Origin of the sequence: Streptococcus mitis B6, from assembly GCF_000027165.1 — a bacterium.
Lineage (GTDB): Bacteria > Bacillota > Bacilli > Lactobacillales > Streptococcaceae > Streptococcus > Streptococcus mitis_AR.
This window is the reverse complement of sequence record NC_013853.1, coordinates 1,870,681-1,895,033: the sequence shown is the minus strand read 5'-3', so window position 1 is coordinate 1,895,033 and position 24,353 is coordinate 1,870,681. Positions and strand designations below refer to the sequence as shown.

20 protein-coding genes are annotated in these 24,353 nt (G+C 40.8%); 14 read left to right on the top strand and 6 right to left on the bottom strand.

Translation table 11 applies throughout. From position 1 onward, the window contains the following. The first annotated feature begins 81 nt into the window (after positions 1 to 81). The 3 genes from SMI_RS09300 to SMI_RS09290 all read left to right on the top strand — a co-directional run bounded on the left by SMI_RS09300 (position 82) and on the right by SMI_RS09290 (position 1,824). Positions 82 to 585: a phosphatase PAP2 family protein gene (locus tag SMI_RS09300; protein ID WP_000800902.1), complete on the top strand. Its 504-nt coding sequence runs from the start codon at positions 82 to 84 to the stop codon at positions 583 to 585. 113 nt (positions 586 to 698) lie between these two features. Then, the gene (locus tag SMI_RS09295) at positions 699 to 1,145 is read left to right on the top strand and encodes a LytTR family DNA-binding domain-containing protein (protein WP_000776602.1); all 447 of its coding nucleotides are present in this window, start codon (positions 699 to 701) and stop codon (positions 1,143 to 1,145) included. A gap of 4 nt (positions 1,146 to 1,149) precedes the next feature. Continuing rightward, positions 1,150 to 1,824 carry a LiaF transmembrane domain-containing protein gene (locus SMI_RS09290; RefSeq protein ID WP_000725708.1) on the top strand — a complete coding sequence of 225 codons (675 nt, stop codon included), beginning with the start codon at positions 1,150 to 1,152 and terminating at the stop codon, positions 1,822 to 1,824. A 272-nt stretch (positions 1,825 to 2,096) separates the two neighbouring features. Here SMI_RS09290 and SMI_RS09285 read toward each other — a convergent pair whose 3' ends face one another. Next, on the bottom strand, positions 2,097 to 3,263 hold the full coding sequence (locus SMI_RS09285) for an IS30-like element ISSmi1 family transposase (RefSeq protein WP_000163004.1): 1,167 nt from the start codon (positions 3,261 to 3,263) through the stop codon (positions 2,097 to 2,099). 391 nt (positions 3,264 to 3,654) lie between these two features. Further along, positions 3,655 to 4,821, bottom strand: coding sequence for an IS30-like element ISSmi1 family transposase (locus SMI_RS09280; RefSeq protein ID WP_000163003.1), 1,167 nt, complete (start codon positions 4,819 to 4,821; stop codon positions 3,655 to 3,657). Positions 4,822 to 5,043: 222 nt separating this feature from the next. On the opposite strand from SMI_RS09280, the gene rpmB reads away from it, so the two are divergent. From rpmB to SMI_RS09240, 8 genes are all read left to right on the top strand, one after another. Next, positions 5,044 to 5,232: a 50S ribosomal protein L28 gene (rpmB, locus tag SMI_RS09275; protein WP_001140948.1), complete on the top strand. Its 189-nt coding sequence runs from the start codon at positions 5,044 to 5,046 to the stop codon at positions 5,230 to 5,232. A 155-nt stretch (positions 5,233 to 5,387) separates the two neighbouring features. Next, the gene (locus tag SMI_RS09270) at positions 5,388 to 5,753 is read left to right on the top strand and encodes an Asp23/Gls24 family envelope stress response protein (protein ID WP_000216437.1); all 366 of its coding nucleotides are present in this window, start codon (positions 5,388 to 5,390) and stop codon (positions 5,751 to 5,753) included. Positions 5,754 to 5,755: 2 nt separating this feature from the next. Next, positions 5,756 to 7,423 carry a DAK2 domain-containing protein gene (locus SMI_RS09265; protein WP_000036677.1) on the top strand — a complete coding sequence of 556 codons (1,668 nt, stop codon included), beginning with the start codon at positions 5,756 to 5,758 and terminating at the stop codon, positions 7,421 to 7,423. Between the two features lie 200 nt (positions 7,424 to 7,623). After that, positions 7,624 to 9,324 carry an acetolactate synthase large subunit gene (locus tag SMI_RS09260; protein WP_000411735.1) on the top strand — a complete coding sequence of 567 codons (1,701 nt, stop codon included), beginning with the start codon at positions 7,624 to 7,626 and terminating at the stop codon, positions 9,322 to 9,324. Next, positions 9,317 to 9,793 carry an acetolactate synthase small subunit gene (gene ilvN, locus SMI_RS09255; protein ID WP_001253805.1) on the top strand — a complete coding sequence of 159 codons (477 nt, stop codon included), beginning with the start codon at positions 9,317 to 9,319 and terminating at the stop codon, positions 9,791 to 9,793. Before SMI_RS09260 ends, ilvN begins: the two co-directional genes overlap by 8 nt. Positions 9,794 to 10,010: 217 nt before the next feature. Continuing rightward, a complete protein-coding gene (gene ilvC, locus SMI_RS09250; protein ID WP_000290683.1) occupies positions 10,011 to 11,033 on the top strand; it encodes a ketol-acid reductoisomerase in 1,023 nt (340 codons plus the stop codon). A gap of 114 nt (positions 11,034 to 11,147) precedes the next feature. Continuing rightward, positions 11,148 to 12,398: a threonine ammonia-lyase IlvA gene (gene ilvA, locus SMI_RS09245; protein ID WP_000952979.1), complete on the top strand. Its 1,251-nt coding sequence runs from the start codon at positions 11,148 to 11,150 to the stop codon at positions 12,396 to 12,398. 796 nt (positions 12,399 to 13,194) lie between these two features. Beyond that, on the top strand, positions 13,195 to 13,410 hold the full coding sequence (locus tag SMI_RS09240; protein WP_001130036.1) for a hypothetical protein: 216 nt from the start codon (positions 13,195 to 13,197) through the stop codon (positions 13,408 to 13,410). Between the two features lie 205 nt (positions 13,411 to 13,615). Here SMI_RS09240 and SMI_RS09235 read toward each other — a convergent pair whose 3' ends face one another. Both SMI_RS09235 and SMI_RS09230 read right to left on the bottom strand, forming a co-directional pair. Next, the gene (locus SMI_RS09235) at positions 13,616 to 14,356 is read right to left on the bottom strand and encodes an amino acid ABC transporter ATP-binding protein (protein WP_000189492.1); all 741 of its coding nucleotides are present in this window, start codon (positions 14,354 to 14,356) and stop codon (positions 13,616 to 13,618) included. Continuing rightward, entirely contained in the window at positions 14,356 to 15,921 is a 1,566-nt protein-coding gene (locus SMI_RS09230; RefSeq protein WP_001227293.1) for an ABC transporter substrate-binding protein/permease, read from the bottom strand. Before SMI_RS09230 ends, SMI_RS09235 begins: the two co-directional genes overlap by 1 nt. 137 nt (positions 15,922 to 16,058) lie before the next feature. On the opposite strand from SMI_RS09230, the gene SMI_RS09225 reads away from it, so the two are divergent. Further along, positions 16,059 to 17,948 carry a DUF2207 domain-containing protein gene (locus SMI_RS09225; protein WP_000717997.1) on the top strand — a complete coding sequence of 630 codons (1,890 nt, stop codon included), beginning with the start codon at positions 16,059 to 16,061 and terminating at the stop codon, positions 17,946 to 17,948. A gap of 60 nt (positions 17,949 to 18,008) precedes the next feature. Beyond that, positions 18,009 to 18,854 carry an undecaprenyl-diphosphate phosphatase gene (locus tag SMI_RS09220; protein WP_000280783.1) on the top strand — a complete coding sequence of 282 codons (846 nt, stop codon included), beginning with the start codon at positions 18,009 to 18,011 and terminating at the stop codon, positions 18,852 to 18,854. A 147-nt stretch (positions 18,855 to 19,001) separates the two neighbouring features. On the opposite strand, the gene dinB is transcribed toward SMI_RS09220, so the two are convergent. Next, positions 19,002 to 20,063, bottom strand: coding sequence for a DNA polymerase IV (gene dinB, locus SMI_RS09215; RefSeq protein ID WP_000904583.1), 1,062 nt, complete (start codon positions 20,061 to 20,063; stop codon positions 19,002 to 19,004). 238 nt (positions 20,064 to 20,301) lie between these two features. On the opposite strand from dinB, the gene pflB reads away from it, so the two are divergent. After that, positions 20,302 to 22,617 (top strand): formate C-acetyltransferase, encoded by a 2,316-nt coding sequence (gene pflB / locus SMI_RS09210; protein ID WP_000260646.1) that lies wholly within the window; start codon positions 20,302 to 20,304, stop codon positions 22,615 to 22,617. A gap of 296 nt (positions 22,618 to 22,913) precedes the next feature. On the opposite strand, the gene SMI_RS09205 is transcribed toward pflB, so the two are convergent. Further along, entirely contained in the window at positions 22,914 to 24,353 is a 1,440-nt protein-coding gene (locus SMI_RS09205; protein ID WP_012972599.1) for a TrkH family potassium uptake protein, read from the bottom strand.

Below are 24,353 nucleotides of genomic sequence, written 5' to 3'. Positions count from 1 at the left end.
TGACGGCCTTCTTTTTCTGCACTATACTAAAAGACAAGTGCTTCCCTATAAGCAAAATTTGAGTAAGTGATGAGAAAATATATGAAAAATTATCAAGAATGGTATGACCACATTGCTGGTAAGATTGAAAACAATCCTTTCTTTCTGAGATTGCTAAGAGCTTTCAATCGGTTCATGACGGTGGTTATGCCTATGATTTATCTAACCTTGTTAGCAACTACCTATCTCCAACAAGGACTTGGGAAAAAGGTCGGGATCTATTTGTTTATTCCAGCGTCAGGTTTTGTGATTTTGTCCTTTCTTCGTAAGAAAATCAATGCCCCTAGGCCTTATGAGGAATGGACTATTAAACCCTTGCTTGACAGAGATAGTCCTGGTCAGTCAATGCCCAGTCGTCATGTCTTTTCAGCAACCATTATCTCCATGGCTTGCTTACATGCTAGTTTATCTGTAGGGGTTATCTTGTTGGTCTTGTCAGCTTTCCTCGGTCTAGTAAGAGTCTTAGGGGGAGTGCATTATCCCAAGGATGTAGTAGTTGGTTATATTTGTGGCCTTGCGTGGGGTGTGCTTTTCTTTCTATTTTGACCTGCAAGTTAAGGTGGTCCTACAACCACTTACGGGTCTAAAGTAACCACTTGCTTTTTTGCTCTTGTTTTCTTATTTTGGCTTTGATATAGTAGAGTCAGAAAGGAGATGGAATGAAGTTACGAATCGAAATTGACAGCAATTTAGAGGAAACTGAAATTATCATCAAGGCAGCGACTTTGACAGATGAGATTGCAGATTTACAGCGCCTCTTGCAAGAGTCCAAGTCTCCTCGGTTGATTTTTTACAAGGGAACAGGTGAATATTATCTGGACTTGTCGGAAATTCTCTTCTTTGAGACGGAAGGTAGCAAGATTTATGCCCATACCCATAAAGATGCCTACGAAGTTCGGCTTAAACTCTATGAGTTAGAGGCTATCCTTCCTCGCTATTTTAGTCGGGTATCCAAGTCAACTATTGCTAATATTCGGCAAGTCTATTCAGTGGACAAGTCCTTTTCAGGAACGGGCACCATTTCCTTTTATCAGACCCACAAGGAGGTTCATGTGTCACGGCATTACCAATCCCTCCTAAAAGAAAATCTAAGAAACATGAGGTAAGAAGATGAAAAAGAAAGCATTTGGTATTGTGTTGCTAGCATTGGCAGCTTTAGTGTTATTGCAGGGTAATTTTGGAATCCCTTCTCTGGGAGGGCAAATTTGGCCCTTGTTCGGTATTGCATTTTTTGCCTATCAATCAGTTGGAGCTTTGTTGCGTCGTCACTTAACTTCAGCCTCTTTTACAGCCCTAGTGGCCCTCATGATTGCTAACCACTTTTATGGCATTTTACCAATTCCCAATCAGTCATTGTTCTGGGCAAGTATTTTAATCGTAATGGGTGTCAACGCACTCACTCATTCTAACAGAACTTGGAATGGGAAAAAATGGTGGTATGATGGTAAAAAGACCATTCTTACAGATAAGGAAGTTGCTTTTGGGACTGGGACTTTCTACAAGCAAGAGCAAGAATTGGTAGAAGATCAAGTAGAAGTTGGTTTTGGCAATGCCAAGATATATTATGACAATGCAGAGATGTTGGGAGATAGCGCAACATTGAAGATAGAAGTCGGTTTTGGGAATGCAGTTATCTATGTTCCTCAACATTGGGGAGTTGATTTAAAGGTAGAAACTTTCTGTGGCGTAGCCAAGGCAGATACTCCTCTAGCCCCAACCAGCAAAACCTTGATTATCCGTGGAGATGTAGCCTTTGGGAGGTTGGGGATTGTCTACGTTAAATAAAAAGGTAACTTCTAAAACTAACTTCCAGTTTCCCACAACCTAGCTTTTAGTATGAGAAAAATGCGTGAAATCAGTGGAAATCCGTCTTAGACTAACTTCCACTGGTTTTCTTTTTCTTGATATATAAGGGTTCAAAAGCGAAAAGACTCAGAAAAAAGTGCACGACAAATAGCCCTAAAACAGAGTCGTCTTAGAGTAAATTCCAGTTGCTAGCGTTTAGTGTGAGACTTTTCGATGGTGATAAGATGTGTAGTTAGAGGGGAAAATTCCCTTTATTTCAATAAATCAGGTGATAAGTGTGTGTCTTCTGGTTTGACAAATTGGCAACCCAGAAGAGCAGCGATGTCCTCGCTAAAGGTGAAGGTGAAGACGTCGTAAGCAGATTTTCCTTGAAACTCTTCTCGTTTCAAGGAATTGACATGGGAAATGACTAGATTGACGTCTTTCTGAGTCAGTTGGTCAAAGGAAGTGCCCTTGGGAAGAATGGCTCGCAAAACCGTATGGTTCTTCTCAATCCGCCCCTTCTGGTCAGGACGGCTAGGGTCGCAGAAGTAGAGGTGAGACTTCCCATCAATGTCTCGCTCAAGCTCCTCCACATAGGCGAACTCAGATCCGTTGTCTGTGAGAATGACAGGGAACAGCTGATGGAACGCATACCCTCCGTCCATGACTCTTTCTTTCAAAGCTGCGAATTTAGTGGCGACTTCCAGAGCAGTCTTGTTGTCCAAAAGCAAGGCGAAGAGGAAATTACAGAAGGAAACGTTGAAGGTGAGCAGTAGCTTTCCACCAGGTCTGCCGATGACCGTGTCCATTTCCAACCATTTGAAGAAATCATCAGTTTCTCGTAACTCTTGGAAATCTTGATAGGTCCGCCCAATTTTCAGCTCTTTGGGAATAGCTACTTTTCTGGATTTTCTGCGTTCCTTGAACGTGACCATCCGAGGGAAATCAATGGGCTTGGCTGTCAGATAGCCCAGCTTGGCATGCCGATACACCGTAGCTTTCGACACAGGTAGGTTATGTGTCTGAATGATATGGTAGATGCTTTGTTTCTTCTGGATGCCTAGGGTTAAGATCTTGTCCATCTGATAAAAACTTTCCTTGTTTAGGGGAATGCCCTGTCTGGATTCCCTCAACATAGTCTCGTACTGCTCCTGTGCCTTTTTCGCGTAGTAAAGATAGCGGTTAAACCCACAATCCGTCCTCTTTTTTGGACAGTTGTTACAGACATAAGGAGCTTTTTTGAGAAGAGGGCAATCCGTGCAATCAGATTTGACGGATGTTGGATGCATGATGCGATTGCGCTTGATTTCCTTTGAAATCGTTGACGGGTCTTTCCCCATCTTCTCAGCGATGGAACGGAAAGTCTCCTGTTGGCTGATTCCAGTTTGGATGTCAATACGGTCTTCTAGAGTGAGATGTTTTTGTTTTTTCGTCATGAGGTACCTCCTCACGAAAAGTCTCAGACTTAATTCTAGCATAATTCATCGTCTGAGACTAACTTCCAGTTTTGGGAGAGAGATGGAAGTTACTTTGAGAAGTTACGCGTTAAATAAAAAAAGGTAACTTCTAAAACTAACTTCCAGTTTCCCACAACCTAGCTTTTAGTATGAGAAAAATGCGTGAAATCAGTGGAAATCCGTCTTAGACTAACTTCCACTGGTTTTCTTTTTCTTGATATATAAGGGTTCAAAAGCGAAAAGACTCAGAAAAAAGTGCACGACAAATAGCCCTAAAACAGAGTCGTCTTAGAGTAAATTCCAGTTGCTAGCGTTTAGTGTGAGACTTTTCGATGGTGATAAGATGTGTAGTTAGAGGGGAAAATTCCCTTTATTTCAATAAATCAGGTGATAAGTGTGTGTCTTCTGGTTTGACAAATTGGCAACCCAGAAGAGCAGCGATGTCCTCGCCAAAGGTGAAGGTGAAGACGTCGTAAGCAGATTTTCCTTGAAACTCTTCTCGTTTCAAGGAATTGACATGGGAAATGACTAGATTGACGTCTTTCTGAGTCAGCTGGTCAAAGGAAGTGCCCTTGGGAAGAATGGCTCGCAAAACCGTATGGTTCTTCTCAATCCGCCCCTTCTGGTCAGGACGGCTAGGGTCGCAGAAGTAGAGGTGAGACTTCCCATCAATGTCTCGCTCAAGCTCCTCCACATAGGCGAACTCAGATCCGTTGTCTGTGAGAATGACAGGGAACAGCTGATGGAACGCATACCCTCCGTCCATGACTCTTTCTTTCAAAGCTGCGAATTTAGTGGCGACTTCCAGAGCAGTCTTGTTGTCCAAAAGCAAGGCGAAGAGGAAATTACAGAAGGAAACGTTGAAGGTGAGCAGTAGCTTTCCACCAGGTCTGCCGATGACCGTGTCCATTTCCAACCATTTGAAGAAATCATCAGTTTCTCGTAACTCTTGGAAATCTTGATAGGTCCGCCCAATTTTCAGCTCTTTGGGAATAGCTACTTTTCTGGATTTTCTGCGTTCCTTGAACGTGACCATCCGAGGGAAATCAATGGGCTTGGCTGTCAGATAGCCCAGCTTGGCATGCCGATACACCGTAGCTTTCGACACAGGTAGGTTATGTGTCTGAATGATATGGTAGATGCTTTGTTTCTTCTGGATGCCTAGGGTTAAGATCTTGTCCATCTGATAAAAACTTTCCTTGTTTAGGGGAATGCCCTGTCTGGATTCCCTCAACATAGTCTCGTACTGCTCCTGTGCCTTTTTCGCGTAGTAAAGATAGCGGTTAAACCCACAATCCGTCCTCTTTTTTGGACAGTTGTTACAGACATAAGGAGCTTTTTTGAGAAGAGGGCAATCCGTGCAATCAGATTTGACGGATGTTGGATGCATGATGCGATTGCGCTTGATTTCCTTTGAAATCGTTGACGGGTCTTTCCCCATCTTCTCAGCGATGGAACGGAAAGTCTCCTGTTGGCTGATTCCAGTTTGGATGTCAATACGGTCTTCTAGAGTGAGATGTTTTTGTTTTTTCGTCATGAGGTACCTCCTCACGAAAAGTCTCAGACTTAATTCTAGCATAATTCATCGTCTGAGACTAACTTCCAGTTTTGGGAGAGAGATGGAAGTTACTTTGAGAAGTTACGCGTTAAATAAAAAAATCTTCCAATTCCCTTGCAAAAATGAAGAAAGTGTGATAACATAGTACAGTATGTGGTGCTAGCACATCCGCTATATTAGATCTAATAGGAGGAAAACACAATGGCTAAAGTATGTTACTTTACAGGTCGTAAGACTGTATCAGGAAACAACCGTTCACACGCGATGAACCAAACAAAACGTGCCGTAAAACCAAACCTTCAAAAAGTTACTGTTCTTATCGATGGTAAACCTAAAAAAGTTTGGGCTTCAGCTCGTGCTTTGAAATCAGGTAAAGTTGAACGCGTTTAATAATAAAAGTAAGGAGACCTTAGGGTCTTTTTTCTTTTACTGTAGATATAAAATCATTTGAAAAATAGAGTAAATATCCGCTGATACAGTATTCTGCTTTTACACTTGGGATGAAATATGATAAAATAGAGTATCAACTAGTTGAGGTAAAAAGGATGACTGTAAAAATTAATACAAAAGATGGTCAAATCGAACTAACAGATGAAGTGATTGCAACCGTCGTAGGTGGAGCAGCAACTGAGATTTTTGGTGTGGTCGGTATGGCTAGTAAAAATGCCCTCAAAGATAATTTCCAAGCCCTTCTAGGTAAGGAAAATTATTCCAAAGGTGTCGTCGTAAAGGCGGCCGAAGATGGCAGTATTGCAGTTGATGTATATACCGTGTTGAGCTACGGAACAAAGATTAGCGAAGTGTCAAAAAACATTCAAGAGCGTGTTCGTTTTAGTTTGGAAAACCAACTTGGAATTACTGCTCAGACTGTAAATGTCTACATTCAAAATATCAAAGTTGTAGGAGAATAACCGTGTCAAAAATTACTACTAGCTTATTTCAAGAAATGGTGCAGGCTGCATCAACTCGCTTGAATAAGCAAGCTGAATATGTCAATTCATTAAACGTCTTTCCAGTTCCAGATGGAGATACTGGAACAAACATGGGAATGACCATTGAAAATGGAGCTAAAGAAGTTGCAGACAAGCCAGCTTCTACTGTTGGAGAGGTAGCGAGCATTCTTGCCAAAGGTCTTTTGATGGGTGCGCGTGGAAACTCAGGCGTTATTACGTCTCAGCTTTTCCGTGGATTTTCACAAGCCATCAAGGATAAAGGCGAGTTAACAGGTCAAGACTTGGCCCTTGCCCTCCAATCAGGTGTAGAAGTTGCCTACAAGGCCGTTATGAAACCAGTTGAAGGAACGATTTTGACAGTTTCACGCGGAGCTGCTATCGGTGCTAAGAAAAAAGCTGAGCAAACAGATGACGCTGTTGAAGTCATGCGCGCAGCCTTGGAAGGTGCTAAAACAGCTCTAGCTAAAACGCCAGACATGCTTCCTGTATTGAAAGAAGTTGGTGTTGTGGACTCAGGTGGTCAAGGACTGGTCTTCATCTACGAAGGTTTCCTTTCAGCCCTTACTGGCGAATATATTGCATCTGAGGACTTTGTAGCAACTCCAGCTAACATGAGTGAAATGATTAATGCAGAACATCATAAGTCTGTGGCTGGCCACGTAGCGACTGAGGACATCACATTTGGTTATTGTACTGAAATCATGGTAGCTCTTAAGCAAGGCCCAACCTATGCCAAAGATTTTGACTACGACGAATTCCGTAACTACTTGAATGAACTTGGGGATTCTCTCCTCGTTGTTAACGATGATGAAATTGTCAAAGTCCATGTCCATACAGAAGATCCAGGACTTGTTATGCAAGAAGGTCTTAAATATGGTAGCTTGGTCAAGGTAAAAGTTGACAATATGCGGAATCAACACGAAGCGCAGGTTGAAAAAGAAGCTGCTCAAGTTAGCAAACCAGCTGAAGAAAAAGAGTATGCTTTGATTGCTGTAGTGGCTGGTAAAGGTCTAGCAGATATCTTCCGTTCTCAAGGTGTAGATTATGTTATCGAAGGCGGTCAAACTATGAACCCTTCAACTAAAGACTTTATCAAGGCTGTTGAACAGGTCAACGCTCGTAACATTATCTTCCTGCCAAACAACAAAAATATCTTCATGGCAGCTCAATCTGCAGCAGAAGTTTTGGAGCAACCAGCAGTAGTGGTGGAATCTCGTACTTTGCCACAAGGTTTGACAAGTCTTCTCGCCTTTGATCCAAGCAAGTCCATCGAAGAAAACCAAGAGCGTATGACTGCTGCTCTTAGCGATGTCGTTAGTGGAAGCGTCACAACAGCTGTGCGTGATACAACCATTGATGGCTTAGAAATCCATGAAAATGATAATCTTGGTATGGTGGATGGGAAAATCCTCGTGTCAAACCCTGATATGCACCAAACTTTGACAGAAACCTTGAAACATATGTTGGATGAAGATAGTGAAATCGTAACCTTCTATGTCGGTGAAGACGGAAGCGAAGAACTTGCCAATGAAATTGCCCAAGAAATCGCAGAAGAATTCGAAGATGTTGAAGTCGAGATTCACCAAGGCCAACAACCAGTTTACCCATACCTATTTAGTGTGGAATAAGATTAATGAAGGACTGAGAAATCAGTTCTTTTTTCTTTTTTAGTAAATGAAACCGATATCTTTTTTATAAAAACAAAAATAACATTCATAAATAAACGTTAAAATAGAAAATTCAGAAAATTTCTTCTTTTCTCTTGAAAAATTTTGAAAAAATGGTATGATAGTAACAAGTTATTTTTAAGAGAAGAGAAAGGGGAACAATGGAGAAAATCAGTTTAGAATCTCCTAAGACGGGGTCGGACCTAGTTTTGGAAACACTTCGTGATTTAGGAATTGATACCATCTTTGGTTATCCTGGTGGTGCTGTCTTGCCTTTTTATGATGCGATATATAATTTTAAAGGCATTCGCCACATTCTAGGACGCCATGAGCAAGGCTGTCTGCATGAAGCTGAAGGTTATGCTAAATCAACTGGAAAGTTGGGTGTTGCCGTCGTCACTAGCGGACCAGGAGCAACAAATGCCATCACAGGTATTGCAGATGCTATGAGCGATAGCGTTCCCCTTTTGGTCTTTACAGGTCAGGTGGCGCGGGCAGGTATTGGGAAGGATGCCTTTCAGGAGGCAGACATCGTGGGAATTACCATGCCAATCACTAAGTACAATTACCAAGTTCGTGAGACAGCTGATATTCCTCGTATCATTACGGAAGCTGTTCATATCGCAACTACAGGTCGACCAGGGCCAGTCGTCATTGACCTACCTAAAGACGTATCTGCTTTAGAAACGGACTTCATCTATTCACCAGAAGTGAATCTACCAAGCTATCAACCGACTCTTGAGCCAAATGATATGCAAATTAAGAAAATCTTGAAGCAATTATCTAAGGCTAAAAAGCCAGTCTTGCTAGCTGGTGGTGGAATTAGTTATGCTGAAGCTGCTGCGGAACTAAATGAATTTGCAGAGCGCTATCAAATTCCGGTGGTCACCAGTCTTTTGGGGCAAGGTACGATTGCAACAAGTCACCCACTCTTCCTTGGAATGGGGGGGATGCATGGGTCATTCGCAGCTAATATTGCCATGACGGAAGCGGACTTTATGATTAGTATTGGTTGTCGTTTCGATGACCGCTTGACGGGGAATCCTAAGACCTTTGCTAAGAATGCTAAGGTTGCCCACATTGATATTGACCCAGCTGAGATCGGAAAGATTATCAGTGCAGATATTCCTGTAGTTGGAGATGCTAAGAAAGCCTTGCAAATGTTGCTGGCAGAACCGACAGTTCATAACAATACTGAAAAATGGATTGAAAAAGTCACTAAAGATAAGAACCGCGTTCGTTCTTATGATAAGAAAGAGCGTGTGGTTCAGCCACAAGCTGTTATTGAACGAATTGGTGAATTGACGAATGGAGATGCCATTGTGGTAACAGACGTTGGTCAACACCAAATGTGGACAGCCCAGTATTATCCCTACCAAAATGAACGTCAGTTAGTGACTTCAGGTGGTTTGGGAACGATGGGATTTGGAATTCCAGCAGCAATTGGTGCTAAAATTGCTAACCCAGATAAGGAAGTAGTCTTGTTTGTTGGGGATGGTGGCTTCCAAATGACTAACCAGGAATTGGCTATTTTGAACATTTACAAGGTGCCAATCAAGGTGGTTATGCTGAACAACCACTCACTTGGAATGGTTCGCCAGTGGCAAGAATCCTTCTATGAAGGTAGAACATCTGAGTCAGTCTTTGACACCCTTCCTGATTTCCAATTGATGGCACAAGCTTATGGCATTAAAAACTATAAGTTTGACAATCCTGAGACCTTGGCTCAAGACCTTGAAGTCATCACTGAGGATGTTCCTATGCTAATCGAGGTAGATATTTCTCGTAAGGAACAGGTGTTACCGATGGTACCAGCTGGTAAGAGTAATCATGAGATGTTGGGGGTGAAGTTCCATGCGTAGAATGTTAACAGCAAAACTACAAAATCGTTCAGGAGTCCTCAATCGCTTTACAGGTGTCCTGTCTCGTCGTCAGGTTAATATTGAAAGCATCTCTGTTGGAGCAACAGAAGATCCGAATGTATCGCGTATCACCATTATTATTGATGTAGCTTCTCATGATGAAGTGGAGCAAATCATCAAGCAACTTAATCGTCAGATTGATGTGATTCGCATTCGAGATATTACGGATAAACCACACTTGGAGCGCGAGGTGATTTTGGTTAAGATGTCGGCGCCAGCTGAGAAGCGAGCTGAGATTTTAGCGATTATTCAACCTTTCCGTGCAACAGTGGTAGACGTAGCGCCAAGCACGATTACCATTCAAATGACAGGAAATGCTGAAAAGAGCGAAGCCTTATTGCGAGTTATTCGACCATACGGTATTCGCAATATTGCTCGGACGGGTGCAACTGGATTTACCCGCGACTAATACTCTTCGAAAATCTCTTCAAATCACGTCAGTTTTGCCTTGCCGTAGATATATGTTACTGACTCCGTCAGTCTTATTTACAACCTCAAAGCAGTGCTTTGAGCAGTCTGCGGCTAGCTTCCTAATTTGCTCTTTGATTTTCATTGAGTATAAAAATATTTTAAATTTGTTAAACCAGCCTAAAAGGTAATAAATAATAGAAAAGAGAGAAAAAACTATGGCAGTTCAAATGGAATACGAAAAAGATGTTAAAGTAGCAGCACTTGACGGTAAAAAAATCGCCGTTATTGGTTATGGTTCGCAAGGACATGCGCATGCTCAAAACTTGCGTGATTCAGGTCGCGATGTCATCATCGGTGTACGTCCAGGTAAATCTTTTGACAAAGCAAAAGAAGACGGATTTGACACTTATACAGTAGCAGAAGCTACTAAATTGGCTGATGTTATCATGATTTTGGCACCAGACGAAATCCAACAAGAATTGTACGAAGCAGAAATCGCTCCAAACTTGGAAGCAGGAAACGCAGTTGGATTTGCTCACGGTTTCAACATCCACTTTGAGTTTATCAAAGTTCCTGCGGATGTAGATGTCTTTATGTGTGCTCCTAAAGGACCAGGACACTTGGTACGCCGTACTTACGAAGAAGGATTTGGTGTACCAGCTCTTTACGCAGTATATCAAGATGCAACAGGAAATGCGAAAAACATTGCTATGGATTGGTGTAAAGGTGTTGGAGCAGCTCGTGTAGGTCTTCTTGAAACAACATACAAAGAAGAAACTGAAGAAGATTTGTTTGGTGAACAAGCTGTACTTTGTGGTGGTTTGACTGCCCTTATCGAAGCAGGTTTCGAAGTCTTGACAGAAGCAGGTTACGCTCCAGAGTTGGCTTACTTTGAAGTTCTTCACGAAATGAAATTGATCGTTGACTTGATCTACGAAGGTGGATTCAAGAAAATGCGTCAATCAATTTCAAACACTGCTGAGTACGGTGACTATGTATCAGGTCCACGTGTAATCACTGAGCAAGTTAAAGAAAACATGAAAGCTGTCTTGGCAGACATCCAAAATGGTAAATTTGCAAATGACTTTGTAAATGACTATAAAGCTGGACGTCCAAAATTGACTGCTTACCGTGAACAAGCAGCTAACCTTGAAATTGAAAAAGTTGGTGCAGAATTGCGTAAAGCAATGCCATTCGTTGGTAAAAACGATGATGATGCATTCAAAATCTATAACTAATTGATAGAAATCAAGTTGAAGGCGAGTTGGGGGGACCTAACTCGCTTTTATAATCAATTCATCTCTTTTTAAAAGATGGATTATGATAAGTATGAAATAGTCTAGGAGAAAAAGATGTTAAGTTCGAAAGATATCATCAAGGCTCATAAGGTCTTGAACGGTGTGGTTGTGAATACACCGCTTGATTACGACCATTATTTATCGGAAAAGTATGGTGCTAAGATTTATTTGAAAAAGGAAAATGCTCAACGTGTTCGTTCCTTTAAAATTCGTGGTGCCTATTATGCCATTTCGCAGCTCAGCAAGGAAGAGCGTGAGCGTGGGGTAGTCTGTGCTTCTGCGGGAAATCATGCGCAGGGAGTTGCCTATACTTGTAATGAGATGAAAATTCCTGCTACTATTTTTATGCCAATTACAACTCCGCAACAAAAAATTGGGCAAGTTCGCTTTTTTGGTGGGAACTTCGTGACCATTAAATTAGTTGGCGATACCTTTGATGCCTCAGCCAAGGCAGCTCAAGAATTTACAGTTTCTGAAAATCGTACCTTTATTGATCCTTTTGATGATGCCCATGTTCAGGCAGGTCAAGGGACAGTTGCTTATGAGATTTTAGAAGAAGCTCGAAAAGAATCGATTGATTTTGATGCTGTCTTGGTTCCTGTTGGTGGTGGTGGTCTCATTGCTGGGGTTTCTACCTATATCAAGGAAACAAGTCCAGAAATTGAAGTCATTGGGGTAGAGGCTAATGGAGCACGTTCCATGAAGGCTGCCTTTGAAGCTGGTGGTCCAGTCAAACTCAAAGAAATTGACAAATTTGCGGATGGGATTGCTGTACAAAAGGTAGGACAGTTGACCTATGAAGCAACTCGTCAACATGTTCAAACTTTGGTAGGTGTCGATGAGGGATTGATTTCTGAAACCTTGATTGACCTTTACTCTAAGCAAGGGATTGTAGCAGAGCCTGCTGGAGCAGCTAGTATCGCCTCTCTAGAGGTTTTAGCTGAATATATCAAGGGGAAAACCATTTGTTGTATCATTTCTGGAGGAAATAATGATATCAACCGTATGCCAGAAATGGAAGAGCGTGCCTTGATTTATGATGGGATTAAGCATTACTTTGTGGTCAATTTTCCACAGCGTCCAGGTGCTCTGCGTGAGTTTGTAAATGATATCCTGGGACCAAATGATGATATCACACGTTTTGAGTATATCAAACGAGCTAGCAAGGGGACAGGTCCAGTATTGATTGGGATTGCCTTGGCAGATAAGCATGATTATGCAGGATTGATTCGTCGAATGGAAGGTTTTGATCCAGCTTATATTAACTTAAATGGTAATGAAACGCTCTATAATATGCTTGTCTGAGGACCAATAAAAAAATATCATATTATTTGCACAACTGATGTATAGGTGCTATAATGAGGGTGAAGAAAGGGGGCGATTCCTATGGACTTAGGAAATCGATTACGTTATTTCTATCACAAGTCATTATAGTACCTATTATTTTTTGATTCAGTTTATAGTAGGGGAGTAAAATTACTTATTATATATAAGGAGTATTTTTAGAATCCACTATTTTATATATAGCTAATATGAAATTTGGCTAAATATAATAGGAAATAGAAAAAATAATCAATACTAAGAAGATAAAAGCGGTAGAAAATGTCGAAAGATAGAATACAATAGTTTACTGACTACTCATCTTTTAATGAGGTAGGAGAAACAAAAGGAATCTTGATAAAGTAAATAAATAGTACCAGTTGAGCAAGTGAAAAAGTGCTTATACAGACAGGAAGAAAGTCGAAGAAGGAGAAGAAAAAGAATAGTTAGAAATAGTGTGGAGATAAAGTTTTCCACTATTAGAAATGTCCTTTTAAAGTTGGATAAGTAGAATAAAGTTGAAGATAAAACCTGTCTAACCTATCAAAAACTGGTATTTGCGAATATGAATATTCTTACAAATAAAAGAGTTAATAATGCAATTATTTTAAAGGTAATTACTAATGGTTTATAGCAAGCAAAAACCTATATATTATCGGCTTTAATAAGATAGTAATAGAAATATAAATCATTAATTTTATTGAATATATGTTTTTTTATTGACAAAAGACATAAAAACGTATACAATTAAATATCGTAAAGAAGAAAATAGGAGAAGGACATGGCTAAGTCAAACTTTGAAAAAGTAGAATCAGTTGTTGGCTGGGTTCGTGATAAGAAGATCACAGGCTACCGTATCTCTAAAGAAACGAATGCGCGTGAAATGTCTATCATTGCTCTAGCGCAGGGTCGTGCAAAAGTAAAAAATATTTCATTTGAAACAGCTCTAGGTTTAATTGATTTCTATGAAAAAAATCATGAAAAATTTGAAGATTAATCTTTGGATAATGGCGGATTCTTGAATAAGGTCTGCCTTTTCATTTTGATACTCAATGAAAATCAAAGAGCAAACTAGGAAGCTAGCCGTAGGCTGCTCAAAACACTGTTTTGAGGTTGCAGATAGAGCTGACGTGGTTTGAATTTGATTTTCGAAGAGTATGAGGACAGCAAAAAGACTGCACGATTGATGCAGCCTTTTCTTTTTATTTGAGATAACGTTGAAGGAATTCTTTTGTTCGGTCTTCTTTAGGATTAGTGAAGAGGTCTTCTGGTTTACCTTCTTCAGCAATCACACCCTTATCCATAAAGATCACACGGTGAGAGACATCACGGGCGAATTCCATCTCGTGAGTCACTACAATCATAGTCAAGCCTTCCTGAGCCAAATCTTGCATGATTTTGAGGACTTCTCCAACCATTTCTGGATCGAGAGCTGATGTTGGTTCATCAAAGAGAATAGCGTCAGGATTCATGGAGAGGGCACGAGCGATGGCCACACGTTGTTTTTGACCCCCTGAGAGTTGTTTTGGTTTCGCTTGCCAGTAGCGTGCTCCCATGCCGACTTTTTCCAAGTTTTCTTTGGCAATCTTTTCAGCTTCTGCACGTTCGCGTTTAAGGACAGTTGTCTGAGCAACGATTGTATTTTCAAGAACGTTGAGATTTTCAAAAAGGTTAAAGGATTGGAAAACCATTCCCAACTTTTCACGGTATTGCGTGAGGTCATATCCTTTTTCGAGGACGTTTTGTCCATGATAAAGGATTTGTCCATCGGTTGGCGTTTCAAGAAGGTTAATGGAACGTAGTAAGGTTGATTTACCACTTCCTGAACTTCCGATAATCGAAATAACTTCTCCCTTGTGGACGGTGAGAGAAATGTCTTTTAATACTTCGTTTTGTCCATAAGATTTTTTGAGGTGTTTAATTTCAAGGATTGCTTGTGTCATTATTTCAATTCCTCCGTTTGCAATTGGTTACCACCTGTAGTATAGGTATCCATATCCATTCTTCGTTCAATGAAGCGCAAGATGCGAGTAACAGTGAAGGTGAGGACAAAGTAAATCACGGCGATGATTGTAAATGTCTGGAAGTATTGATAGGTTTGAGTTGCCACGGTATTTCCTGAGAAATACAGTTCGACAACAGAGATAACGTTCAATACAGATGTATCTTTGATATTGATGACAAATTCATTACCAGTTGCGGGTAGGATATTGCGAACAACCTGAGGTAGCACAATCTTACGCATGGTTTGGTTGTGGCTCATGCCAAGAGCTGTGGCAGCTTCGAATTGTCCCTTGTCAACTGCTAGGATACCGCCACGGACGATTTCAGTCATGTAGGCACCAGTGTTGATTGAAACGATAAAGATAGCAGCCAGTGTGCGGTCAAGGTTAATTCCAAAAGCTTGAGCAGTTCCATAGTAGATAACCATCGATTGAACAATCATTGGTGTACCACGAAAAATTTCAATGTAGACATTGAGAATCCAACTAACTAGTTTTTGTAGACCATAAATAGCTTTATTCTCAGAGAGAGGGGCAGTACGGAAGACACCGATGGCAAGTCCAATAATGAGACCTATGATGGTTCCGACAATAGAGATTAAAAGAGTGATACCAGCACCACGCAAGAGCTGTTGCCAGTTTTCAGAAAGAATTTTGGCAACTTGGCTAAAGAAACTACTGCTAGTCTCTTCAGTTGTTGTAGCTTCTGCAGGCTGCTCCTTGATCATACGATCCATCAGGGCAACTTGGTCATCTTTAGAAATGGTTTCAATGCTGGCATTGATTTGGCTAATACGATTGTCATCTTTACGAAGTCCAATGGCAATAGCTGTATCTTCTTCTCCAGTCTTGAATTCTGTTTCTGGTTTAATCATTTTAAATTTTGAATTAGCCACTTCAGCAGTTAAAGCCTCCGGACGTTCAGAAACATAGGCATCGATAACGCCAGCCTCAAGAGCTTGACGCATCTGAGCAAAATCACCCATTGCCGTCTCTTTCTTGGCTCCTGGTATTTGTTCAATCAAGTCATAAAGGTAAACACCTTGCTGTGAAGTGATTTTAGCTCCGTCGAAGTCATTTAAATTTTTAGCTTTAGCATAGGTAGAATCTTTTTTAACTACTAATACGGGCTCACTGGTGTAATAACTGCTTGAAAAGGCAATTTCTTGTTTACGTTCAGCGGTTGGGCTCATACCAGCAATGATCATGTCGATTTTACCAGAAGTGAGGGCGGGAATCAATCCTTCCCACTTAGTTTTAACAACCAAAGGTTCTTTACCTAAGTCCTTAGCGATTTTCTTGGCAATCTGGACATCGTATCCATTGGCGTACTGGTTGGTTCCATCGATTTTGACAGCTCCATTGCTATCATCATCCTGGGTCCAGTTAAAGGGAGCATATGCTGCTTCCATCCCGATGCGTAAATATTCATCGGCTTGAGCAACATTGACAAGTCCTAGCATCAGCAAGAGACTTGTGAAAATAGATAAGTATATTTTTCTCATGATTTCTCCTATTCTAATCTATTAAAAAATAACTGTCTCCTATTTTATCGAAAAAAACTCTATTTTTCAATATAGGTAAGCCCTTACTTATGAAAAAATGATATAATGAAAGCAAAGATAAAAAGGGGGCTTAGTTGATGAAAAAAATTTTTTTCTTACTAGTGTTAGGCTTGTTTTGCCTTCTGCCATTCTCTGTTTTTGCCATTGATTTCAAGATAAACTCTTATCAAGGGGATTTGTATATTCATGCAGACAATACAGCAGAATTTAGACAGAAGATAGTTTACCAGTTTGAGGAGGACTTTAAGGGCCAAATCGTGGGGCTTGGTCGTGCAGGCAAGATGCCTAGCGGATTTGACATTGATCCTCATCCAAAGGTTCAGACTGCGAAAAACGGTGCAGAACTAGCAGATGTTACTAGCGAAGTGACAGAAGGAGCAGATGGTTATACTGTTAAAGTTTATAATCCAGGTCAGGAAGGTGACACAGTTGAAGTTGACCTCACATGGAACTTAAAAAATTTGCTTTTCCTTTATGATGATATCGCTGAATTAAATTGGCAGCCTCTGACAGATAGTTCAGGAGCTATTGGAAAGTTTGAATTTCATGTAAGGGAAGATAAGGGGGCAGAAAAACTCTTTTTCCACACAGGAAAACTTTTTAAAGAAGGAACGGTTGAAAAGAGTAATCTTGATTATACTATTCGTTTGGACAATCTTCCGGCTAAGCGTGGAGTTGAATTGCATGCCTATTGGCCTCGGACCGATTTTGCTAGCGCTAGGGATCAGGGCTTGAAAGGGAATCATTTAGAAGAGTTTAATAAGATAGAAGACTCGATTTTTAAAGAAAAAGAGCAAAGTAAACAACTCCTTACTTGGGTCTTCCCTTCCATACTTTCTATCTCCTTGTTACTGAGCGTCTGCTTCTATTTTATTTATAGAAGAAAGACCACTCCTTCGGTCAAATATGCTAAAAATCATCGTCTCTATGAGCCACCAATGGAATTAGAGCCTATGGTATTATCAGAGGCTGTCTACTCGACCTCCTTGGAGGAAGTGAGTCCTCTAACAAAAGGAGCTGGAAAATTTACCTTTGACCAACTTATTCAAGCTACCTTGCTAGATGTGATAGACCGTGGGAATGTCTCTATCATTTCAGAAGGAGATGCAGTTGGTTTGAGGCTGGTCAAAGAAGATGGTTTATCCAGTTTTGAGAAAGACTGTCTAAATCTGGCTTTTTCAGGCAAAAAAGAAGAAACTCTTTCCAATTTGTTTGCGGATTACAAGGTATCTGATAGTCTTTATCGTAGAGCCAAAGTTTCTGATGAAAAACGAATTCAAGCAAAGGGGCGTCAGCTCAAATCTTCTTTTGAAGAAGTATTGAACCAGATGCAAGAAGGAGTGAGAAGTCGAGTTTCCTTCTGGGGGCTCCCAGATTATTATCGTCCTTTAACTGGTGGGGAAAAGGCCTTGCAAGTAGGTATGGGTGTCTTGACTATCTTGCCCCTATTTATCGGATTTGGTTTGTTCTTGTACAGTTTGGATGTTTATGGCTATCTTTACCTCCTCTTGCCAATACTTGGTTTTCTAGGTTTGGTTTTGGCTGTTTTCTATTATTGGAAGCTTCGGCTAGATAATCGTGATGGTGTCCTAAATGAAGCAGGAGCGGAAGTATACTACCTCTGGACCAGTTTTGAAAATATGTTACGTGAGATTGCGCGATTGGATCAGGCAGAGTTGGAAAGTATTGTAGTCTGGAATCGCCTCTTGGTCTATGCAACCCTATTTGGCTATGCGGATAAGGTTAGTCATTTGATGAAGGTTCATCGTATTCAAGTGGAAAATCCAGATATCAACCTCTATGTAGCTTATGGCTGGCACAGTATGTTTTATCATTCAAGCGCGCAAATGAGCCATTATGCTAGTGTCGCAAATACAGCAAGTACCTATTCCGTATCTTCTGGAAGTGGAAGTTCTGGCGGTGGCTTCTCTGGAGGGGGAGGCGGTGGCAGTATCGGCGCCTTTTAAAGAGAGCTATCACAGACTGAAAAAATATGCTATAATGGAAGATAGAAAAAGGAGTAATCTATGTATCTTATTGAAATTTTAAAATCTATCTTCTTCGGTATTGTTGAAGGAATTACGGAATGGTTGCCGATTTCCAGTACAGGTCACTTGATTTTAGCAGAGGAATTTATCCAATACCAAAATCAGAATGAATCTTTTATGTCCATGTTTAATGTCGTGATTCAGCTTGGTGCGATTTTAGCAGTCATGGTCATTTACTTTAACAAGCTCAATCCTTTCAAACCGACAAAGGACAAGCAGGAAGTTCGTAAGACTTGGAGACTGTGGTTGAAGGTCTTGGTTGCCACTTTGCCTTTGCTTGCAGTATTTAAGTTTGATGATTGGTTTGATACCCACTTCCATAACATGGTTTCAGTCGCTCTTATGTTGATTATCTATGGGATTGCCTTTATTTATTTGGAAAAGCGCAATAAAGCGCGTGCTATCGAGCCAAGTGTAACAGAGTTGGACAAGCTTCCTTATACGACAGCTTTCTATATCGGACTCTTCCAAGTTCTTGCCCTTTTACCAGGGACAAGCCGTTCTGGGGCAACGATTGTCGGTGGTTTGTTAAATGGAACCAGTCGTTCTGTTGTGACAGAATTTACCTTCTATCTAGGTATTCCTGTTATGTTTGGAGCTAGTGCTTTAAAGATTTTCAAATTTGTAAAAACAGGACAACTCTTGAACTTTGGGCAATTGTTCTTGCTCTTGGTTGCGATGGGAGTCGCTTTTGCAGTCAGCATGGTCGCTATTCGCTTCTTGACCAGCTATGTGAAAAAACACGACTTTACCCTTTTCGGTAAATACCGCATCGTGCTTGGTAGTGTCTTGCTACTTTACAGTTTTGTCCGTTTATTTGTATAAGAAAAAACCTTGAAGGGGAACCTCTTCAAGGTTTTATACTCAATGAAAATCAAAGAGCAAATTAGGAAGCTAGCCAAAGGTTGCTCAAAATACTGTTTTGAGGTTGCAGATAGAGCTGACGTGGTTTGAAGGGATTTTCGAAAAGTATTAAAATCCAGTCACGGTAATCCCCAACAGGCGGACACCTCTGTCTTTCTCGCTTAATTCTTCATAGAGTTGCAGGGCTATTTGGCTTATCTGACTAGCATCCTGTGTTTTTTGAGCAAGACTTTTTCGTTTAGTGAGAGTTGAAAAGTCTTCGTAGCGGATTTTCAAAATGACAATTTTTCCAGCTTTTTCTTGCTGATTGAGATTGAGAGCGACTCTTTCTGATAGAAGAGCTAGCTCTTTTTTGATGTCTTCCTCGGCACGGAGAATCTTTCCATAGGTTTTCTCCTTGCCAATTGATTTACGGATACGATTGGATTTGACAGGGGAATTGTGAATACCACGAGCCTTTCGATACAGGTCATAGCCCAGTCTGCCAAAGCGGTCTATTAGGGTTACCTCAGGGACTTCAAGTAGATCAGCGCCGGTAAAAACACCCATTTGATGAAGTCTTTCGACTGTCTTTTTTCCTACTCCATGAAATTTAGCAATATCCATTTGTTTGAGAAAGTCCTCAGCTTGTTCAGGTAGAATCACTGTCAAACCATGTGGCTTTTGATAATCGCTGGCCATTTTAGCTAAGAATTTGTTATAAGAAACGCCTGCGGAAGCAGTTAGATGGAGTTCTTGCCAGATGTCTTTTTGAATGAGGCGAGCAATTTTGACCGCTGACTTGATGCCGAGTTTATTTTCTGTTACATCCAAATAGGCTTCGTCAATGCTCATAGGTTCAATCAAATCTGTATAACGCTTGAAAATAGCTCGAATCTGGAGTCCCACAGCTTTATATTTTTCATAATTTCCTGAGATGAAGACGGCCTGGGGACAACGCTCATAGGCTTCCTTAGAGCTCATGGCTGAATGGACACCAAAAGCTCGCGCCTCATAGCTACAAGTGGAAACGACACCACGCCCACCTGTTTGCCGAGGGTCACTGCCGATAATGACAGGTTTTCCTCTGAGTTTAGGATTATCTCTGATTTCCACCGCAGCAAAAAAGGCATCCATGTCAATATGGATGATTTTTCTTGACAAATCATTTAATAAAGGAAAAATCAACATACCTAGCTCCCTTTTTACTGCTTATTTTCTTTTATTATACCCTTTTTTCTGAAAAAAAGAAAAAAAGACTTTATTTTTTCAAAAATATAATACAGTTTGACATAAAGAACGGTCTGTGTTAGAAAAGAAAGTGTAAAAATAAGGAATTTTCGCTTGTTGAAATCGGTTACTGTATGGTATACTAGTTTCATAAATGTAACAGATGACTGTTACTAGAAAGAAAACAGAGGACATTAACATGGTTGTTAAAACAGTTGTTGAAGCACAAGATATTTTTGATAAAGCTTGGGAAGGCTTCAAAGGCGTAGATTGGAAAGAAAAAGCAAGTGTATCACGCTTCGTACAAGCTAACTACACACCTTACGATGGAGACGAAAGCTTCCTTGCAGGACCAACAGAACGTTCACTTCACATCAAAAAAATTGTAGAAGAAACTAAGGCTCACTACGAAGAAACTCGTTTCCCAATGGACACTCGTCCAACATCTATCGCTGATATCCCTGCTGGATTTATCGACAAAGAAAATGAAGTTATCTTTGGTATCCAAAATGACGAACTCTTCAAATTGAACTTCATGCCAAAAGGTGGTATCCGTATGGCTGAAACTACTTTGAAAGAAAATGGATACGAACCAGACCCAGCTGTTCACGAAATCTTCACTAAATATGTAACAACGGTTAACGACGGTATCTTCCGTGCCTACACTTCAAATATCCGTCGTGCTCGTCACGCACACACTGTAACTGGTCTTCCAGATGCATACTCACGCGGACGTATCATCGGTGTTTACGCACGTCTTGCTCTTTACGGTGCAGATTACTTGATGCAAGAAAAAGTAAACGACTGGAATGCAGTCGAAGAAATCGATGAAGAAACAATCCGTCTTCGTGAAGAAATCAATCTTCAATACCAAGCATTGCAACAAGTTGTTCGCTTGGGTGACCTTTATGGAGTTGACGTTCGCAAACCAGCGATGAACGTTAAAGAAGCAATCCAATGGGTTAACATCGCCTTTATGTCTGTCTGCCGTGTTATCAACGGTGCTGCTACATCTCTTGGACGTGTGCCAATTGTATTGGATATCTTTGCAGAACGTGACCTTGCTCGTGGTACATTTACTGAATCAGAAATCCAAGAATTCGTTGATGATTTCGTTATGAAACTTCGTACAGTTAAATTTGCTCGTACAAAAGCTTATGACCAATTGTACTCAGGTGACCCAACTTTCATCACAACTTCTATGGCTGGTATGGGTAACGACGGTCGTCACCGTGTTACTAAGATGGACTACCGTTTCTTGAATACTCTTGACAATATCGGTAACTCTCCAGAGCCAAACTTGACAGTTCTTTGGACTGACAAATTGCCATACAACTTCCGTCGCTACTGTATGCACATGAGCCACAAACACTCTTCTATCCAATACGAAGGTGTAACAACAATGGCTAAAGATGGATATGGTGAAATGAGCTGTATCTCATGCTGTGTGTCTCCACTTGACCCAGAAAATGAAGAACAACGCCACAACATCCAGTACTTCGGTGCTCGTGTAAACGTATTGAAAGCCCTTCTTACTGGTTTGAACGGTGGTTACGACGATGTTCACAAAGACTACAAAGTATTTGACATCGAACCAATCCGTGACGAAGTTCTTGAATTCGAATCAGTTAAAGCTAACTTTGAAAAATCTCTTGACTGGTTGACTGACACTTACGTAGATGCTTTGAACATCATCCACTACATGACTGATAAGTACAACTATGAAGCTGTTCAAATGGCCTTCTTGCCAACTAAACAACGTGCTAACATGGGATTCGGTATCTGTGGATTTGCCAACACTGTTGATACATTGTCAGCTATCAAATACGCTACAGTTAAACCAATCCGTGATGAAAATGGCTACATCTACGATTACGAAACAATCGGTGAATACCCACGTTGGGGTGAAGATGACCCACGTTCAAACGAATTGGCAGAATGGTTGATTGAAGCTTACACAACTCGTCTACGTAGCCACAAACTTTACAAAGATGCTGAAGCTACTGTATCACTTTTGACAATTACATCTAACGTTGCTTACTCTAAACAAACTGGTAACTCACCAGTCCACAAAGGTGTGTACCTCAACGAAGATGGTTCTGTGAACTTGTCTAAACTTGAGTTCTTCTCACCAGGTGCTAACCCATCTAACAAAGCTAAAGGTGGCTGGTTGCAAAACTTGAACTCACTTTCTAGCCTTGACTTTGGTTATGCGGCTGACGGTATCTCATTGACTACTCAAGTTTCACCACGTGCTCTTGGTAAGACTCGTGACGAACAAGTTGATAACTTGGTAACAATCCTTGATGGTTACTTTGAAAACGGTGGACAACACGTTAACTTGAACGTTATGGACTTGAACGATGTTTACGAAAAGATTATGTCTGGTGAAGATGTTATCGTACGTATCTCTGGATACTGTGTAAACACTAAATACCTCACTCCAGAACAAAAAACTGAATTGACACAACGTGTCTTCCACGAAGTTCTTTCTATGGATGATGCATTGAGCTAATCAAGTTCTTGAATAATGAAAAGGAACCCTCGGTCAGTCGACTGGGGGTTGTTTTTTGGGATCTTAAATTCCTTAATACTCTTCGAAAATCAAAGAGCAAACTAGGAAGCTAGCAGCAGGTTACTCAAAACACTGTTTTGAGGTTGCAGATAGAGCTGACGTGGTTTGAAGAGATTTTCGAAGAGTATAAGTCAGGCACTGAAATGTCTGACCAGGATTCAAAGATAATTTGAGTTGGGGGAGTATTTGAAAATAAAAACACCACACTTTGTAAGGAAACAAGGTGTGGTTGTATTTTATCTCTTAGACCAAGTTCTCTTCATAAAGAGAAGTAAGATTGGGTAGATCTCCAAGCGCCCTGCAATCATTGCAAAGGAGAGGAGAATTTTTGAGATGGGACTAAAGATTGAGAAACTAGAAGTGGTTCCTAGGATAGGTCCGATATTATTGAAACAACTAAAAACAGCACTGGTAACAACTAGGAAATCATTGCTATCTAGGCTGACAATAAAGATAAGTGCTAGCAAAATCATAGCATAGATGACAAAGTACTTGAGAATCTTATGCTGGGTATCTTTGTCAATCACCGTTTTATTAACATGGAGGGTCAAAACACGGTGGGGCGATAGGATTGACAAAATCTGATTTTTAGCAATTTTTGAAAGGATGAGGCCTCGAATAACCTTGAGTCCACCTGCGGTTGAACCAGCAGAACCACCGATTGCCATAAGGAAGAGGAGGATAAACTGGGAGAATAGGGGCCAGTTGGTAATGTCTCCATATCCAAAACCAGTTGTTGTAATGATGTTGGAAACCTGGAAGAAGGCCATTTCAAAACTCTTTGAAAATCCTGGGTAGAGATAGAGGGTATTAAGGCTAATCAAGCCTGTAGAAAGCAGTACAATGACCAAGTAAGCACGAAGTTCTTCGTCACCAAAGAAGGCTTTGATGCGACGGAGCATGAGGTAGTAGTAGAGATTGAAATTTACCCCAAAAACCAGAACTCCTATACTAACCAGATAGGTAATCAGTGAGCTACCATAGTGAGCAATTCCGTCGTTATAGACGGTAAACCCCCCTGTTCCCGCTGTCCCCATAGCAATAACAAAACTATCAAATAGGGGCATGCCAGCTAGATAATAGATGATGACAAAGAGGGAGAAGAGAGCTAGATAAAGGAGATAGAGAATCTGAGCGGTGTTTTTTAGCTTGGATACAACTTTACCAAAGACGGGACCAGGAACCTCAGCCTTCATTACCTCTAGGTGGCTATTCTTGGCATTATCCATAATAGCAAGTGCAAAAACAAGCACTCCCATCCCTCCGATCAAGTGGGTAAAACTTCGCCAGAAGAGGAGGGAACGGCTGAGAACCGAAACGTCGTTCAGAATAGTTGCTCCGGTAGTTGTAAACCCAGAACTGATCTCAAAAAAGGCATCGATAACGCTGGGAATTTGCCCTGCAAAGACAAAGGGGAGACCACCAAAGAAAGACCAGAGGATCCAACAGAGGGCAACGATCAAGATTCCCTCCTTGGCATAAATCCGTTGATTTTTTGGCTTTTGTAAAATTCCTGAACCGCCTAGTAATACGAGAATCCCAATCGTTGTAAAGAGGGCTGTAAAGACTTGGATCGATTCACGGTAATAGATAGCAACAGCTACAGGAACCAAGAGAAGAGCAGCTTCAATCAAAAGTAATTTTGAAAGGAGGTAACGAATCATACTTTTATTCAT

Excerpts from the sequence above, each read along its gene's own strand:
- SMI_RS09220 (WP_000280783.1), top strand. The coding sequence starts at position 18,009 with ATGTATCTTATTGAAATTTTAAAATCTATCTTCTTCGGTATTGTTGAA.
- SMI_RS09225 (WP_000717997.1), top strand. The coding sequence starts at position 16,059 with ATGAAAAAAATTTTTTTCTTACTAGTGTTAGGCTTGTTTTGCCTTCTG.
- SMI_RS09230 (WP_001227293.1), bottom strand. The coding sequence starts at position 15,921 with ATGAGAAAAATATACTTATCTATTTTCACAAGTCTCTTGCTGATGCTA.
- ilvN (WP_001253805.1), top strand. The coding sequence starts at position 9,317 with ATGCGTAGAATGTTAACAGCAAAACTACAAAATCGTTCAGGAGTCCTC.
- SMI_RS09285 (WP_000163004.1), bottom strand. The coding sequence starts at position 3,263 with ATGACGAAAAAACAAAAACATCTCACTCTAGAAGACCGTATTGACATC.
- pflB (WP_000260646.1), top strand. The coding sequence starts at position 20,302 with ATGGTTGTTAAAACAGTTGTTGAAGCACAAGATATTTTTGATAAAGCT.
- SMI_RS09205 (WP_012972599.1), bottom strand. The coding sequence starts at position 24,353 with ATGAATAAAAGTATGATTCGTTACCTCCTTTCAAAATTACTTTTGATT.
- SMI_RS09300 (WP_000800902.1), top strand. The coding sequence starts at position 82 with ATGAAAAATTATCAAGAATGGTATGACCACATTGCTGGTAAGATTGAA.
- SMI_RS09295 (WP_000776602.1), top strand. The coding sequence starts at position 699 with ATGAAGTTACGAATCGAAATTGACAGCAATTTAGAGGAAACTGAAATT.
- SMI_RS09260 (WP_000411735.1), top strand. The coding sequence starts at position 7,624 with ATGGAGAAAATCAGTTTAGAATCTCCTAAGACGGGGTCGGACCTAGTT.
- SMI_RS09240 (WP_001130036.1), top strand. The coding sequence starts at position 13,195 with ATGGCTAAGTCAAACTTTGAAAAAGTAGAATCAGTTGTTGGCTGGGTT.
- SMI_RS09270 (WP_000216437.1), top strand. The coding sequence starts at position 5,388 with ATGACTGTAAAAATTAATACAAAAGATGGTCAAATCGAACTAACAGAT.
- SMI_RS09235 (WP_000189492.1), bottom strand. The coding sequence starts at position 14,356 with ATGACACAAGCAATCCTTGAAATTAAACACCTCAAAAAATCTTATGGA.
- dinB (WP_000904583.1), bottom strand. The coding sequence starts at position 20,063 with ATGTTGATTTTTCCTTTATTAAATGATTTGTCAAGAAAAATCATCCAT.
- ilvC (WP_000290683.1), top strand. The coding sequence starts at position 10,011 with ATGGCAGTTCAAATGGAATACGAAAAAGATGTTAAAGTAGCAGCACTT.
- SMI_RS09290 (WP_000725708.1), top strand. The coding sequence starts at position 1,150 with ATGAAAAAGAAAGCATTTGGTATTGTGTTGCTAGCATTGGCAGCTTTA.
- SMI_RS09280 (WP_000163003.1), bottom strand. The coding sequence starts at position 4,821 with ATGACGAAAAAACAAAAACATCTCACTCTAGAAGACCGTATTGACATC.
- rpmB (WP_001140948.1), top strand. The coding sequence starts at position 5,044 with ATGGCTAAAGTATGTTACTTTACAGGTCGTAAGACTGTATCAGGAAAC.
- ilvA (WP_000952979.1), top strand. The coding sequence starts at position 11,148 with ATGTTAAGTTCGAAAGATATCATCAAGGCTCATAAGGTCTTGAACGGT.